Annotated in this window: 11 protein-coding genes and 2 tRNA genes; 8 read left to right on the top strand and 5 right to left on the bottom strand. The window is 42.4% G+C overall.

The features are described from left to right. Positions 1 to 30 precede the first annotated feature (30 nt). Entirely contained in the window at positions 31 to 1,152 is a 1,122-nt protein-coding gene (gene ftsY, locus ACPEIW_RS00510; RefSeq protein WP_425663769.1) for a signal recognition particle-docking protein FtsY, read from the bottom strand. A 206-nt stretch (positions 1,153 to 1,358) separates the two neighbouring features. Here ftsY and ACPEIW_RS00505 point away from each other — a divergent pair, with 206 nt between their 5' ends. Beyond that, positions 1,359 to 1,622 carry a mycoredoxin gene (locus ACPEIW_RS00505; protein ID WP_016635485.1) on the top strand — a complete coding sequence of 88 codons (264 nt, stop codon included), beginning with the start codon at positions 1,359 to 1,361 and terminating at the stop codon, positions 1,620 to 1,622. 59 nt (positions 1,623 to 1,681) lie between these two features. After that, positions 1,682 to 1,754, top strand: a tRNA-Lys gene (locus tag ACPEIW_RS00500). Positions 1,755 to 1,918: 164 nt separating this feature from the next. Here ACPEIW_RS00500 and ACPEIW_RS00495 read toward each other — a convergent pair. From ACPEIW_RS00495 to ACPEIW_RS00485, 3 genes are all read right to left on the bottom strand, one after another. Then, a complete protein-coding gene (locus tag ACPEIW_RS00495) occupies positions 1,919 to 2,365 on the bottom strand; it encodes an RbsD/FucU family protein (RefSeq protein ID WP_004131125.1) in 447 nt (148 codons plus the stop codon). Positions 2,366 to 2,629: 264 nt separating this feature from the next. Further along, positions 2,630 to 4,057, bottom strand: coding sequence for a DUF4032 domain-containing protein (locus ACPEIW_RS00490; protein WP_425663766.1), 1,428 nt, complete (start codon positions 4,055 to 4,057; stop codon positions 2,630 to 2,632). 177 nt (positions 4,058 to 4,234) lie between these two features. Beyond that, positions 4,235 to 5,362: an ABC transporter ATP-binding protein gene (locus ACPEIW_RS00485; protein ID WP_004131128.1), complete on the bottom strand. Its 1,128-nt coding sequence runs from the start codon at positions 5,360 to 5,362 to the stop codon at positions 4,235 to 4,237. Between the two features lie 348 nt (positions 5,363 to 5,710). Between ACPEIW_RS00485 and ACPEIW_RS00480 the strand changes: the two genes are divergently transcribed. From ACPEIW_RS00480 to ACPEIW_RS00455, 6 genes are all read left to right on the top strand, one after another. After that, on the top strand, positions 5,711 to 7,480 hold the full coding sequence (locus ACPEIW_RS00480; RefSeq protein WP_425663764.1) for a serine/threonine-protein kinase: 1,770 nt from the start codon (positions 5,711 to 5,713) through the stop codon (positions 7,478 to 7,480). Between the two features lie 84 nt (positions 7,481 to 7,564). Further along, positions 7,565 to 8,503 carry a DsbA family protein gene (locus tag ACPEIW_RS00475; RefSeq protein ID WP_425663762.1) on the top strand — a complete coding sequence of 313 codons (939 nt, stop codon included), beginning with the start codon at positions 7,565 to 7,567 and terminating at the stop codon, positions 8,501 to 8,503. Positions 8,504 to 8,611: 108 nt separating this feature from the next. Beyond that, positions 8,612 to 8,688, top strand: a tRNA-Thr gene (locus ACPEIW_RS00470). A gap of 476 nt (positions 8,689 to 9,164) precedes the next feature. Further along, positions 9,165 to 10,631: a G5 domain-containing protein gene (locus ACPEIW_RS00465; protein WP_016793939.1), complete on the top strand. Its 1,467-nt coding sequence runs from the start codon at positions 9,165 to 9,167 to the stop codon at positions 10,629 to 10,631. 3 nt (positions 10,632 to 10,634) lie between these two features. After that, positions 10,635 to 11,525: a 16S rRNA (adenine(1518)-N(6)/adenine(1519)-N(6))-dimethyltransferase RsmA gene (rsmA, locus tag ACPEIW_RS00460; RefSeq protein ID WP_016635490.1), complete on the top strand. Its 891-nt coding sequence runs from the start codon at positions 10,635 to 10,637 to the stop codon at positions 11,523 to 11,525. 116 nt (positions 11,526 to 11,641) lie between these two features. Beyond that, on the top strand, positions 11,642 to 12,265 hold the full coding sequence (locus tag ACPEIW_RS00455; RefSeq protein ID WP_248898876.1) for a LytR C-terminal domain-containing protein: 624 nt from the start codon (positions 11,642 to 11,644) through the stop codon (positions 12,263 to 12,265). Between the two features lie 36 nt (positions 12,266 to 12,301). On the opposite strand, the gene ACPEIW_RS00450 is transcribed toward ACPEIW_RS00455, so the two are convergent. Continuing rightward, positions 12,302 to 13,771, bottom strand: a complete 1,470-nt coding sequence (locus ACPEIW_RS00450; RefSeq protein ID WP_050567582.1) for a CCA tRNA nucleotidyltransferase — start codon at positions 13,769 to 13,771, stop codon at positions 12,302 to 12,304. Positions 13,772 to 13,775: the final 4 nt, after the last annotated feature.

The following is a 13,775-nucleotide window of genomic DNA, read 5'->3' as shown; positions in this document are numbered from 1 at the left end:
ATCTAAAATGCGACTAAAACCAAAAGCAACTCAAGCCAAAATGCCGTCTACAAAACTTTCTGGGTCAAACGGAGCAAGGTCATCTGGACCTTCCCCTAGCCCAACAAGCTTTACAGGAACTCCAAGCTCGCGTTGAACAGAAATCACAATTCCACCCTTTGCGGAACCGTCTAACTTTGTTAGCACAACGCCCGTAATTCCAATAGCTTGAGCAAAGACTTTTGCTTGAGCCATTCCATTTTGGCCAGTTGTAGCATCAAGAACTAAAAGCACTTCGTCTACAGGAACAGTTTTCTCGATTACGCGGCGGATTTTGCCAAGCTCTTCCATAAGATTTGCCTTATTTTGCAACCTTCCAGCCGTGTCTACAATCAAAACGTCTGCGTTTGCTTCTTTGGCAGCCGTAGCGCCATCAAAAGCCACGGAAGCAGGATCTGCGCCATCTTTTTGACTACGAACAACTTTAACGCCTGCAGCATTTGCCCAAGTTTCAAGCTGATCGGCAGCAGCCGCGCGGAAAGTATCGGCAGCAGCAAGAATTACAGAACGATTTTTAGAAACCATTAGTCGCGCAAGCTTGCCAGCAGTAGTGGTTTTCCCAGTGCCATTTACGCCAACCATCATGATTACGCTTGGCTTATTTGCATCTTGCAAATCTGCTTTTAGGCTTCTATCGGTTTTGCTGCCAACAACATCCAGAAGTTTCGCGCGCAATGTTTCGCGAACCTCTTGAGCGTCTGCAGCCGCAGAAATCTTAGCGTCTTTTTTAAGAGACTCAACCAACTCTTCGCTTGCTTGAGCGCCAACATCTGCCATTAAAAGCGTATCTTCTACATCTTGCCAATCGTCTTCACTAAGATTATCTTTGCTTAAAATGTTAAAAAGCGCGCGTCCAAAAGGATTTTGACTATTCGCAAGCTTGCCTCTAAGCCTGGCCATTCTAGACGTTGCATTTTCTGGTAATTGCGCGCTAGAATCACCATTATTTTCAGCGCTACTAGACAATGGGTCTTCTTTGCTAGTAGGTATTACTGGGCCATGCGATTTTCCAATAATTCGCAAAACAACAGCTACCGCCACTAAAGCAACAGCTAAAATAACTGCGCCAACAGTAAACCATATAACCAAATTTAAGTCCATAACCATGTTCATATAATAAGCCTATGAAATTAAAGGGACACATTAAAGAAAATTAGCTTAAATTATAGTTGAAATTGTTGATTATTCGCAAAAATCACGCAAATATTAGTGTTCTAATACAATAATTTTTATAGACCATTATGAGTGAAAATTTATGCTACATTTGCAAACCACTTTAATGGCCACTTTAAAATCAAACTGAATTGGGGTGATAGTTTATGGAAAATTTGCCATTAGTCAATGTTTACGGAGCCGATTGGTGTGGCGATTGCATTCGCGCAAAGTCCGCGCTTAACCAGTTTAATGTTGCTTTTACTTGGCACAATATTGAGTCCGAAGACGGAGCTGCTCAAAAAGCTGTTGAAATTAGCGGTCAGAAGCATATTCCTGTTGTGACTTTTAGCGACGGCAGCTTTATGGTTGAGCCATCTGCAAGTCAAATCAAAGATAAGCTTATGCAACTAGGACAACTTGCAAACTAACACGCCAACATCAAAGAAGTTGGATTAGTCTACAAAATGTAGTACACTAAGCATTTGTTGCCCCTTTAGCTCAATTGGCAGAGCAGAGTCCTTTTAAGTCTTGGGTTGTGGGTTCGAGTCCCACAGGGGGCACAAAATAAGCACTGCACGTAGCAGATGGTTCTTAAATTCCAAATCATCTTGTTAAACGCAGTGCTTTTATGCTATAACACTTAGATTTCTATATCTCTACAAACAGATAACAAGTAAATAACAGATAAATAGCATATAAATATAAACTTATTTACCTATTTACGCTACTCTCCAGCAAACACCACGCCCTTACGCAGCATAATGTTAGCGTATTGAGCACGCTCACCCGTGGCAACAACACAATATGCCTTCTTTGCCTCATCGTAGAACGCAAATCTTTCAAGAGTTCCTAAAGTGCTTGCTCCACGCTTATCGTATTTAGCAATAATATCTTCATATTCTTTCCAGATTGGAGTTTCGCAAGGGTCTCCTGGAACAACTTCCATAAGTGTAGCTGGCTTATCGGTGTATTGATCGAGTGGCATCAACTTTAAGATTGCAGTTAGCAATTCCGAAGTTCCATGACCATCGCAGCGTACAACTATAGCGTCTTTTCCTACAGACTCAGTTGGAAAATTTCCATCGGCCAATACTAAAACATCTCCATGGCCCATTTCGCAAAGAACCTTCAGCAATGCTGGAGGAATTATAGAATCTACACCTTTTAACATAATAATCTCCCTTGATTAATTGATAAATAACTATGATTAGTTGGCAATCATTGACAACTAACAAGAAAATTCTATCACCATTCACAAAAGAAATTAACAAAATTCCTAAAATAAATACGAATTATTCCATATTTCAAAGAGAATAATTCCACACTTCACTAAACAAAAGTAAAGCAGATGCAAAGCAGGTGCAAAACAGGTGCAAAGTAAGGAATCTCTTAAAACGCTAGAAAAACAAAAATGCTCACAAAAGCACGCAAAAGCTCAGCTTGCCCAAACACTTGCATCTTGATCGTACTCATCGTAGTCGCTCGCTGCAGGAGCAGCTGCAGGCGCAGGCGTGGAATACGTGTACTCGTCGTCTACAACGCCAGAATCCGCATCTGCATTAATCGCAGCCAGAACGCGCTTATCCATCTTGTATTGTGGCAAAACGTTCTTAATATAACTTGTTACAGCATCTTGCATAGAAACGTCGTGCCCAACGCGCTCTGCCATAAACCAACGATGATCCAAAACTTCGTGGAAGAACTGCGCAGGTTGGATTTGCGACCTAAACTCAGGCGGAATCATGCGAACAGTAGGCTCAAATACTTCGCGCATCCAGTCCGTAGCAACAATCTCCAGCTCTTCGCCTTGACGCCATGTAGAAGTGCGGTACGCGTCTAAATCGTTAAGCAACCTACGAGCTTGATTTTCTTGCACATCTAAGCCAGTTAAGCGCAAAAGCTTTCTAGAAGCGTATCCAGCGTCCACAACTCGCGGTCTAACCAAAACTCTTCGCCCATCTTCGGAAGTCTTCATCTCAAGCTCGTCTACGTCAAATCCAAGCTCGTTAAGACGATTCACGCGGCGCTCAATACGCCACATTTCGTCTGGGCTAAACTTATCTACGTCTGTAAGCGTGCTCCAAAGCGAGTGATATCTGTCTACGAGCCTGTTTCCAATGCTAATTTCGTCAACTTCTCCAGGCAAAAGCTGGCCAGAACTCAAATCCATTAATTCGCCGATTATATTTGTGCGAGCTAAGTCAATATCGTATTCTCGCTGACCTTCAGTAAGGCTTCCATGCAAATCGCCAGTTTCCGCGTCCACCAAAAACGCAGTAAATGCATCGGCATCGCGCAAGAACAGAACGTTAGAAAGCGAAACATCTCCCCAATAGAATCCGGAAAGATGCAAACGGACCATAAGCACAGCAAGCGCATCAATTAAACGCTCCGCAGTATCTGGTCGCAAAGTTCTAGCAAATAGCGCACGGTACGGCAAAGAGAATTTAAGATGACGAGTAACAAGCATTGCTTCAAGTGGCTCGCCATTCTTATCTTTTCTACCAGCAACAACCGCTATAGGTTTAACTGTTGGAAGTTCCAGCTTGCGCAAACGTCTTAAAAGCTCATATTCGCGCTCCGCGACTTGACGAGTAATCTCCTTCATTGCATACACTTCGTCGCCTACGTGTACAAATCGCACAACGTGCCTAGATATACCTCTAGGAAGGTTAACAAAAAGATTTGTAGGCCATTGAGAAAGCGGCAGCTCCCAAGGAAGCATAAACATTTGAGGATTAGAGCTTGCAGCAGTAATCTTCAATGCTGGCGGTTCCGCAGAAGATACAGTCTCACTAAGTGCAGAAACCGATGTTGCTTGCGCAGCACGCGGATCCATTGAAGGAGTATCGTTCCATTCCATAAAATCTAGTCTACCCGTAAAGATGAACGCTAATAACCAAATGTGAATAAATGCAAATATAGCTACAAACTAAAATAAGCTAAATCATGCGAAAACGGGGCTCGCCTAGCGAACCCCGCCATACCCTTATACAGAAATCTTGGGCACTTAAAGCAAAAGCAAGTGCCCAAGAAAACGCTAGTTCAAACGCAACTCTGTAGAAGGTGCAAACAGGTGCATCTTGGATGGATCAATCTTAATCTTTACAACGTCACCAACCTTTGGAAGCGCACGTGGGTTCACGCGAATCGTTGTGAGCTTGTTCTGGTCGCTCATCATTGTAGATGCTTCTTCTGGAGATCCATCGGTGATGATGTTTCCGTAGATGTAACCGTCGGAGCCAAGATCTTCCACGTTTACAACCTTCAAGGAGAAGGCATTTGGATCGTCGGAAGTTGCCAAGCTTGCATCTTCTGGACGGAAGCCAACAATAATCTGACCCTTATCTTCTTCTGTAAGCTTATCAACAGCTTCTGCTGGAAGAGTAATGGAATCTTCGCCAATCTGAGCCTTGCCATCAACCACTGGATGCTGGTTAATGTTCATAGATGGGGAACCAATGAAGCCTGCAACAAACACGTTTGCTGGGCGGTCATAAAGCTCGGTTGGAGCGCCAACCTGCTGCAAAATGCCAAGCTTAATAACGGCAATGCGGTCGCCCATTGTCAAAGCCTCGGTCTGATCGTGCGTTACGTAAAGAGTAGTAACGCCGAGCTGACGCTGCAATGCTGCGATTTGTGTACGAGTCTGTACGCGAAGCTTTGCATCAAGGTTAGAAAGAGGCTCATCCATAAGGAAGACTTTTGGTTCGCGAACAATTGCGCGACCCATTGCAACACGCTGACGCTGACCACCAGACAAAGCCTTTGGCTTACGATCCAAGTACTCAGTCAAATCCAAAACTTCAGCAGCTTTTTCAACGCGCTTGCGGATTTCTTCCTTGTTTACGCCTGCAATCTTAAGAGCAAAGCCCATGTTATCTGCAACAGTCATATGTGGATACAATGCGTAGTTCTGGAACACCATTGCAATATCGCGATCTTTTGGCTGCATTGTAGTAACGTCTTGACCACCAATAAGAATGCGACCTTTGTTAACCTCTTCCAAACCAGCCAACATTCGCAGCGTTGTGGACTTACCGCAACCAGATGGACCAACGAGTACAAGGAACTCGCCATCCTTAATAGTCATGTTCAAATCATCAACCGAAGGCTTATCGTTGCCTGGGTAGATTCGAGTTACATGATCAAATACAACTTCTGCCATGATATTTTCCTTTCATCGGCAGGTACGTGCCGAACGATCCGTTGTGAAGGGTGTGCACCAAAGACCCCAAGTCCTACATCGGCGGCGTCAATCGTCCACATTTACTTACATGGTTCATTGAAGGTTCTCTTCGTTGAGCCATGATTTAATATATCATGTTTATTCAGTAAAAACAGCAAAATTACAGTATTTTCTAACACTTCGGCGTGTCGAGTATAAAAATCACTCATAAACAAAGGCTTATAAACACGATTACTTTTACAGTAGATATATAAACATTTGTTTATAAAATCGCGTGTTTAGTGTTAAAAAACAAATTGGCATAGCTGCACACTAACATAATGCATTATGGAAGATGTGAGCATGTTTGACTTGCGCTCTGGCCAAAATGTTGGCGGATACACGCTGATTGAGCGACTGGGCGGAGGCGCTATGGGCTCCGTTTGGCGAGTAAAAGACGACGGTGGCCATTTTTACGCAATGAAGATTTTGCGCGCATCGATGCTAGAAAACGAAGACGATAATTTGGAGTCTGCCGAAGTTAGCAATCCGCAAGAGCAAGCGAGACTTAGACTTAGGCGCGAGGCGCTAGCTTTGCAAAAAATACACCACGAAGGCGTGTGCTCAATAGTAGATATGGAGCTTGATGCTTCAATCGCTTTTATAGTCACAGAACTTATTGACGGCCACAATCTTAAAGAAGACGTTGCAATTAACGGCCCATACGCTGGTGGCGATTTAGAACGACTTGCGCACAAACTAATCGACGCTGTAAAAGCGGTTCATAGTGCGGGCATAATTCACCGAGATATTAAGCCTACAAACATAATGATTTCCACTACTGGCCCCATTTTAGTTGATTTTGGAATATCTATGGGGCAGGGCGAGTCGCATGTTACGCGAACTGGCCTTGTAATGGGAACCCCTGGATTTATTGCTCCAGAAATCATTGAAGGCGGAGAATCGAGCGAACTTACAGATTGGTGGAGCGTAGCTGCCGTTCTAGCTTTTGCAGCAACAGGAAAGCCTGTTTTTGGAACCAAGCCAATAATGGCAGTTTTAGAAAGAGCAGCATCTGGGAACGCAAATCTTAATGGCCTTCCAATAAGAACAATGCAGGCGTTCAAAAGCGCATTAAATCCTAAAAGAAGCGAGCGATGCACTCCAGAACAGCTTGAAAACGCAATTTTCCAAGATGCCATGAACCCTACAGACTGGCAGGATTCAAGCTACCCTTTTGAGCACAGCTTTAGTGGAGAAACTGTACCCAATAATGCCAAAACTCACGATTTTAACACGACTTTTCAAACAAGAACGCTTCCAGAAAACCCTAGAAAAATGTGGGTTTCTAAGAATGTTGACAATACAACTTTGTTACACTCTACAGAATCGGATTTAATAGACCCCGAGCCAACATCTTTACTAGACGCCACTAGCACATCCACTACCAAGGTATACGCAAACGGGTTAGAACAAGCTATAGATCCAGAACAGGTTACAGAGCCAGAACAAATCGCAAATTCAGAACAAGCAACCAAAATTGCTGAGCCGCCTGAGTTAGATGAAAATCCGCATCCAAACGTAAATAAATACTTATTTCGCGGGCGAGTAGCCGCGGCTATATTCCTTACTCTTGCAAGCTTACTAGCTGCGATTTCTCCAATAGATGCGCTTGCAGCAAATCTTATTTTTATGCTAATTACAGCAACAATCGGATACAATGTTTGCTCAAGTGTACGCAGAAAACGCGCGAACGAATCCGTTGGTGGAAAAGACGTATTCATAAGAATCGCTAGCATACCGTGGCATTTTATTAAAGCAATAGCATACTCGATTAAAAAAGTCATAACTCTTGCAATAGCAGGAGTTATTGGAGCATACGTGTACCCAATTTTAATCCACGCATCTAGCCAATTAATCAAAGTTCAAGTTTGGTCAATTAGCGTGATTTTACCAACATACGCTCCAGATATTTGTTCGCCAACTTCAATTGGATACATTATTGGATTTATTGCAGGATGGATTATTTCTTTTATATTAGGTAAAACTAAAATATTCGCCGTTGGAGCAGGGGCCATTTGCGGCGCGGGAAAATCGCAAGCAACCGATGGCGATTAAGCCCGTTGATACCGTAATCTAAACTATTCTTTTAGATTAATTTACTTATGTATGTTATTTGTAAAAATCAGGGGAAGGATAGGCATGCCTAACAGTAGCAAAAGCGCGCAAAATCAATCAAATCAAAATCTTCAAGCGCGCAAAGCTAAAGAATTACGCCAACAAACAATCGTTGGAATTGTTGTTGTTGTCATTTTAATTGGCATGATTGCAGCAATTGGAATTACAGCCCTTAACGCCACTAATGCGCAAAATCAAAAGAATGTCGAGCAAGCTCAACAAGCAAGACGAGCTGTTAAAAAGCTTACGACTAATCAAAAGCCTAAGTACGCAAACGAACAAGGCGGAATTTTAATCAGCAAAAACGGCTATAACACAACGGCTCCAAACGCTCCGACTATAGCGGTTTATGCCGATCCTTTGTGCCCAGGATGCGGTAATTTTAATCGCGATTCCGATCAAATGCTTATTGCAATGATGAAAGCCGGCCAAATCAACCTTGAGATTCACCCAATGTCGTTCTTGGATCGAATTTCTAGCGACCACTATTCAACACGCGTAACTGGCGCAATCGCATACATTTCTTCTAACGACGACAATCCTTCGCACTTACTTCAATTTATTAACAACATTTTTGCCGAAGACTTCCAGCCAGAAGAAGGCGACGACTACAAGCCTGTTAGCAACAAAAAGCTGATTGAGCAAGCCATAAACGCTGGCGTTAGCGAAGAAGTGGCAAACAAAGCATTCAACAGAAATTATCTTGATTGGCAAAACGCTATTAATGCCGATACACCAAATCGCAAGGCTTTGTGGAATGTTAGTGGAGCAAATAAGGGAGCTATGACAACTCCTACAACCACTATCAACGGGAAGCTGCTTGATATGGTTGAGGTTAGCAAGAAGAAGCTTAGTACTCCAGATGCAATTCTTAAGTCTATTGGATTAGATAAGTCTAAGGTTGGAGTTGAAGGTGTTATGCCAAAAGTAACAGATAAAGATCAGCCAAATCCTCTTGACTAGTTCTTGTTGATTAGCGTGTTAGCGCCGAAGAGTTGCACTTGACAGCGGATGCTGATACACTAATCAATGTTTTGCTCGCGAAGATTTTTAACTAGCGTGCAAGAACTCGCCTCCTTAGCTCAGATGGCCAGAGCGGCCGCCTTGTAAGCGGCAGGTCGCCGGTTCGATCCCGGCAGGAGGCTCCATTTTATAGGCGTTTTGCAGAGTAAAAGCAAAGTAAAAGCAGAGTAAAAATAGTCTGAATTATAAAAATCCACTTGTATGCATATTATGAATCATAAGCATGTAAAAAGTTTTTAGTAAATTTACAATAACAATAATAAGATAATAAATTATAAATAGATTTATTTTATGATGAACCGTAAAGCTTACAAGAACAATTTATGCTGATTACTTCGCTTGAGTAAGTTCTCGGGAACCTTCCCCCAACTCAGGGTTTCCGAGCAAGAGGATGGAGCGTCCCCCAACCAGCTCCTCCTCATGGGGGCAGGACAAATCCCCTTCTCTCCTGCCCCCTTTACCTTTTATAGTTTTATAGTTTAAGATTGATTCTTCTTAACGCATTTTTAATGAGTTAGATCATATGCTTATAGTCTTATTTTTGGCTGATTGCAATCATTGCTATAATTAAAATTCAGTTTTGCATTGAAAGTGAGGTTGAATGGCACGCAGATGGACACCTCAGCGGTTTGTAATAATGAGAAGACTACGCGTTTTTATATGCGTTCTAGCTCTTATTATTTCTAGCACTGGGATTTTTGCACTTTCTGCGCGTAAATCTATTGCTTTAATCATAAATGGCAAAACTAAAGTAGTAACAACTTATGCATCTACTACACAAAGACTTCTACAAGAACAAAAAGTACCAGTTAAAACACACGACCAAGTTATTAGTACTTCGGGAGACATATTAGCAGATCACGCAACTGTTACCGTTAGAAGCGCTTATCAAACATCCATTACAGTAGACGGTGTAACAATACCATTTTGGACTGTTGCAACAAGCATTGATCAATTAATCGGATTCTTCCAAGCAAACGCAGATCATGCTGCAAAAATAACTGTTAATTTGCAAAACATTTATAACAAGCTTACTGGTGGACTTTCTATAAACAAAAAAGGACCAGTCACAGTTATTTGCGATAACAAAACAAGAGTTGTTCCAGACGGAACACTGCCAGCAAGCTCAATTCTTGATTCTTTAGGAATAGTCTTAGGAAAAGAAGACCAAGTAACTGTTAGCGAAGAAAACGGAAAAACTTTGCTTCGCATTCTTAGAGTAACGCATGGAAAAGAATCTAGAAACGTTGTTATTCCATTTAGCACTATAAACGTAAACGACTCAAGTCTTGCAATCGGAGCTAGAGTTATTAAACAAGCTGGCGCAAATGGCGAGCGCATAGATTTGTATAACGTGACTTATGTGGATGGCAAAGCTCAAAGTGCAACGCTAATAAAGCAGTCAATTGTTAAGCCGTCGATTGATCAAATTGTTGCAATTGGCGCAAAGTCTACTCCTAAAACTCAAAACGAATCTAAGCCAAGCAAACAAATCAATAAACAAGAAGAAAACAAGAAACCAAATAGTCAAACTAGTCAAACTCAATCGCAAAAAACAAACACGAATCAACAAAATACACAAAACAAGAGCGCACAACAGGGCGCGCAAAATCAAAACATTCAACAAAATAATAACAACAATCAGCAAAGTTCTAAGCAAACTGCTGAAACTTCACAAGCTATAAAACAAACACCTGCCCCAACACCAACACCAACTCCTGCACCTGCACCTGCAGATAACCCAAACGGCATGGTTCATGCAACGCCCGAACAAGCAAAACTTTATGCTCAAGCAGCATGCGCACAACTTGGTTGGACTGGAGCAATGTGGGAAGACCTTGTTAAATTGTGGACAAAAGAATCGAATTGGCGCTGGAACGCAGAAAATAAAAGCTCTGGCGCGTACGGAATTCCGCAATCACTTCCAGCAGATAAAATGGCGAGCGCGGGAGCAAACTGGCATGAAGATGCATCAATACAAATAACGTGGGGCCTTAGTTACATTAGAAGTAAATACGGAAATCCTAGCGAAGCGTGGAAGCATTCACAAGAAATTGGATGGTATTAAAGTTTGGATGGTATTAAATTGACGAAAGATAATATTGAAAATCAACAAGGCCGTCTTCTTGGAGCAGCTGATATTCGCGCAATCGCAGCGCAAGAAGGCATTACGCCTACAAAAAAGTTTGGTCAAAATTTTGTTATTGACCCTGGAACAGTTAAGAAAATCGTTGCTGCGTCAAAAATTAATTCAAACGATTTTGTTATGGAAGTAGGCCCTGGTCTTGGCTCTCTTACACTTGCGATTCTTCAAGCGGGCGCAAATCTTACTGCTGTAGAAATAGATCCTCCGCTTGCTAAACGTTTGCCGAGTACTGTTAAAGAATTTATGCCTAATGCTTTAGAACGGTTTAATGTGATTCTTAAAGACGCGTTAGAGGTAAACGCTCAAGATGTTCCCGATTTAGCAAAAGCGGCGCACTTTACGCTTGTTGCAAATCTTCCATACAACGTTGCAACACCGATTATTCTTACTCTTTTAGAAAAATTCGATAATCTTACAAGCTTTCTCGTAATGGTTCAAAAAGAAGTTGCAGATCGCTTATGCGCGCAGCCTGGCAATAAAACGTATGGCACTCCAAGCGTAAAGTTGGCTTGGTATGGTACTGCTCAAAAAGCTGGTTTGATTGGCAGAAACGTATTTTGGCCTGCTCCAAACGTTGACTCCGCGCTAGTGTACTTTAAGAGAAACGATAATCCAAAAGGCAGCGAGCAAGAAAAAGAAAAAGTGTTTAAGATTATTGATGCAGCATTCCAGCAGAGAAGAAAAACGCTAAACGCAGCACTAAAAGGCATTGTTCCTAAAGAAGCTTACGAACTTTCTAAGATTGATTCAACAAGACGAGGCGAAACTTTAACTTGCGACGAATTTTTAGCTCTCTGTAAAGCTTTTAACAGTTAAAATACGTTGCTAGCACACCGTCATGCATAGTAAGTAAAATAGCTAACACTTATGCATACGCATATGCACGCAAGAAGCACATAGTATAAAGCACACAGTACAGATCGGAAGTTAGCATGACGCAGTTTTACGACGAGCGACTAGCCCGAAGAGAGTTCATGTATCAAAGAAAACGATTTGTGCTATCGTCTGTTGCAATCGGAGTTGCAATTGCCTTTGTTTTAGCTCTTATTGTGCAATCGCATCTTTTTGGAATCGCTGCTCCTAGAACTCCAGAAGTAGACCCAAACTATGGCGTTCAAGCGCCTTGTGCTATAAAAAACAAAGACGAAAATAAAGCGTCTTATATAGATAATCGCGCTGTTTCTATACGCGTTCTAAATGGAACAAAATTCCGCGGATTTGCGCGAGCAGTCGGGGAAGGCCTTAGAAATCGCGGTTTTAACTTAATCGAAGTTGGAAATAGCGAAACACGCGTTAAGCGCACAACAATCTATTTTGGAAAACAGTCGATTAACGAAGCTTATACACTAGTAGCCAATTTTAAGGACGCCATTTTGCGCATAGATGACCGTCAAGATAAGCTTATTGACGTCGTTTTAGGAGCCACTTTTAGCAATCTTCGTCCTAAAACCGACGTTCCTGCCGCTGGAGCTGCAATTAACGAGATTAGAGGCTGCGCAGCGTATAACACAATTAAGAATCTTCCAAAAGCTGCAAACCACAAGCCTATTCAGTAAGATTCTAGCTTACATAGACGCTTTGCGCGATTCGCTTTATTCAGCTTGACTTTCGTACCATTTTTTAAGCTCGTCAACAGCAACACTGTGCTCTACAGGACCATTATCTAGTCTGTATTCCAGCATGTGCTTGTATGCTTTACCAACAATAGGACCAGGCTCCAAACCAAGAAGATTCATGATTTCATTGCCATCCAAGTCTGGACGAATTGCGTTAAAATCTTCCTGCTTTTTTAATTCGCGTACGCGATCTTCCATCTCGTCCATCGCATGCTCAAACATAAGCGACTTGCGCTTGTTTTGAGTAGTAGCATCTGCGCGCGTTAGGCGATTTAGACGCTCGTACAAGTGTCCTGAATCCTTAACATACCTTCTAACTGCAGAATCCGTCCAAGGCTCGTCTACGTAGCCATGGAATCGCAAATGCAAATTCACAAGCTCGCTTACATCGTCAATAATATGATGGTCAAAATGCAAAGCTTTCATGCGCTTTCGAGTCATTTTAGCTCCAACAATATCGTGGTGATGGAAGCTAACTTTTCCGCCGTCTTCAAACTTTCTAGTGCGCGGCTTACCAATATCGTGCAAAAGAGCAGCAAGTCGCAAAGTTAAATCTGGGCCAGGAACCGCACCTTCGTCATCTGTTTCAAGCGCTATTGCGCGCTCAAGAACCATCATTGTGTGCTCAAAAACATCCTTATGCCTGTGATGCTCGTCGATTTCTAAGCGCAAAGCAGGAATTTCTGGCAAAACCCTATCTGCAATACCAGAATCAACCATTGCTTCAATTCCAGCGCGCGGATTTGCCGAAAGAAGCATCTTTGTTATTTCGTCGCGAACGCGCTCCGCAGAAACAATATCTAATCTAGAAACCATGCTCAAAATGGCCTCAGCCGTGCTTGCTTCAATAGTGAAACCAAGTTGAGCAACAAAGCGAACAGCACGCATCATTCTTAAAGGATCGTCGTCAAAAGATTGACGTGGATCTACTGGAGTTCGCAAAATACCTTTAGATAAGTCGCTTGCTCCGCCAAATGGATCCACAAATTCTAGACTTGGCACGCGCAAAGCCATTGCGTTTACAGTAAAATCGCGCCTAGAAAGATCACCTTCCAAAGTATCGCCATATTTTACTTCTGGCTTTCTAGAATCTGGATTATAAGCATCGCATCTGTAAGTTGTTATCTCTACTTTTACTTCGGTTCCGTCTTTTCTGCGCTTCAAAGCTCCAAGCGTGCCAAACTTTCGACCCATATCCCAAAAACCGTCATGACCCCAAGACCTAAGAAGTGGCTCAAATTCTTCTGGCTTAGCAGATGTGCAAAAGTCAAGATCGTGCGAAACTCTATGCAAAAGCATGTCTCGCACAGGGCCGCCAACAAGCGCCAACTCGTAATTGTGATCGGCAAATAATTTACCCAACTCTATGGCTTCTGGCCAAACTTCAAAGTTCACAGACACGCTTAAAAACACCCTTTCAGCAAAAATCAAACTACATTCCAGCATACCG

The sequence above is a fragment of the Gardnerella piotii genome (genome assembly GCF_049815665.1).
GTDB lineage: Bacteria > Actinomycetota > Actinomycetes > Actinomycetales > Bifidobacteriaceae > Bifidobacterium > Bifidobacterium piotii.
Note: the sequence above shows the minus strand (reverse complement) of the source record. Positions and strands in the feature narration are given on the sequence as shown.

Excerpts from the sequence above, each read along its gene's own strand:
- ftsY (WP_425663769.1), bottom strand. The coding sequence starts at position 1,152 with ATGAACATGGTTATGGACTTAAATTTGGTTATATGGTTTACTGTTGGC.
- ACPEIW_RS00505 (WP_016635485.1), top strand. The coding sequence starts at position 1,359 with ATGGAAAATTTGCCATTAGTCAATGTTTACGGAGCCGATTGGTGTGGC.
- ACPEIW_RS00495 (WP_004131125.1), bottom strand. The coding sequence starts at position 2,365 with ATGTTAAAAGGTGTAGATTCTATAATTCCTCCAGCATTGCTGAAGGTT.
- ACPEIW_RS00490 (WP_425663766.1), bottom strand. The coding sequence starts at position 4,057 with ATGGAATGGAACGATACTCCTTCAATGGATCCGCGTGCTGCGCAAGCA.
- ACPEIW_RS00485 (WP_004131128.1), bottom strand. The coding sequence starts at position 5,362 with ATGGCAGAAGTTGTATTTGATCATGTAACTCGAATCTACCCAGGCAAC.
- ACPEIW_RS00480 (WP_425663764.1), top strand. The coding sequence starts at position 5,711 with ATGGAAGATGTGAGCATGTTTGACTTGCGCTCTGGCCAAAATGTTGGC.
- ACPEIW_RS00475 (WP_425663762.1), top strand. The coding sequence starts at position 7,565 with ATGCCTAACAGTAGCAAAAGCGCGCAAAATCAATCAAATCAAAATCTT.
- ACPEIW_RS00465 (WP_016793939.1), top strand. The coding sequence starts at position 9,165 with ATGGCACGCAGATGGACACCTCAGCGGTTTGTAATAATGAGAAGACTA.
- ACPEIW_RS00455 (WP_248898876.1), top strand. The coding sequence starts at position 11,642 with ATGACGCAGTTTTACGACGAGCGACTAGCCCGAAGAGAGTTCATGTAT.
- ACPEIW_RS00450 (WP_050567582.1), bottom strand. The coding sequence starts at position 13,771 with ATGCTGGAATGTAGTTTGATTTTTGCTGAAAGGGTGTTTTTAAGCGTG.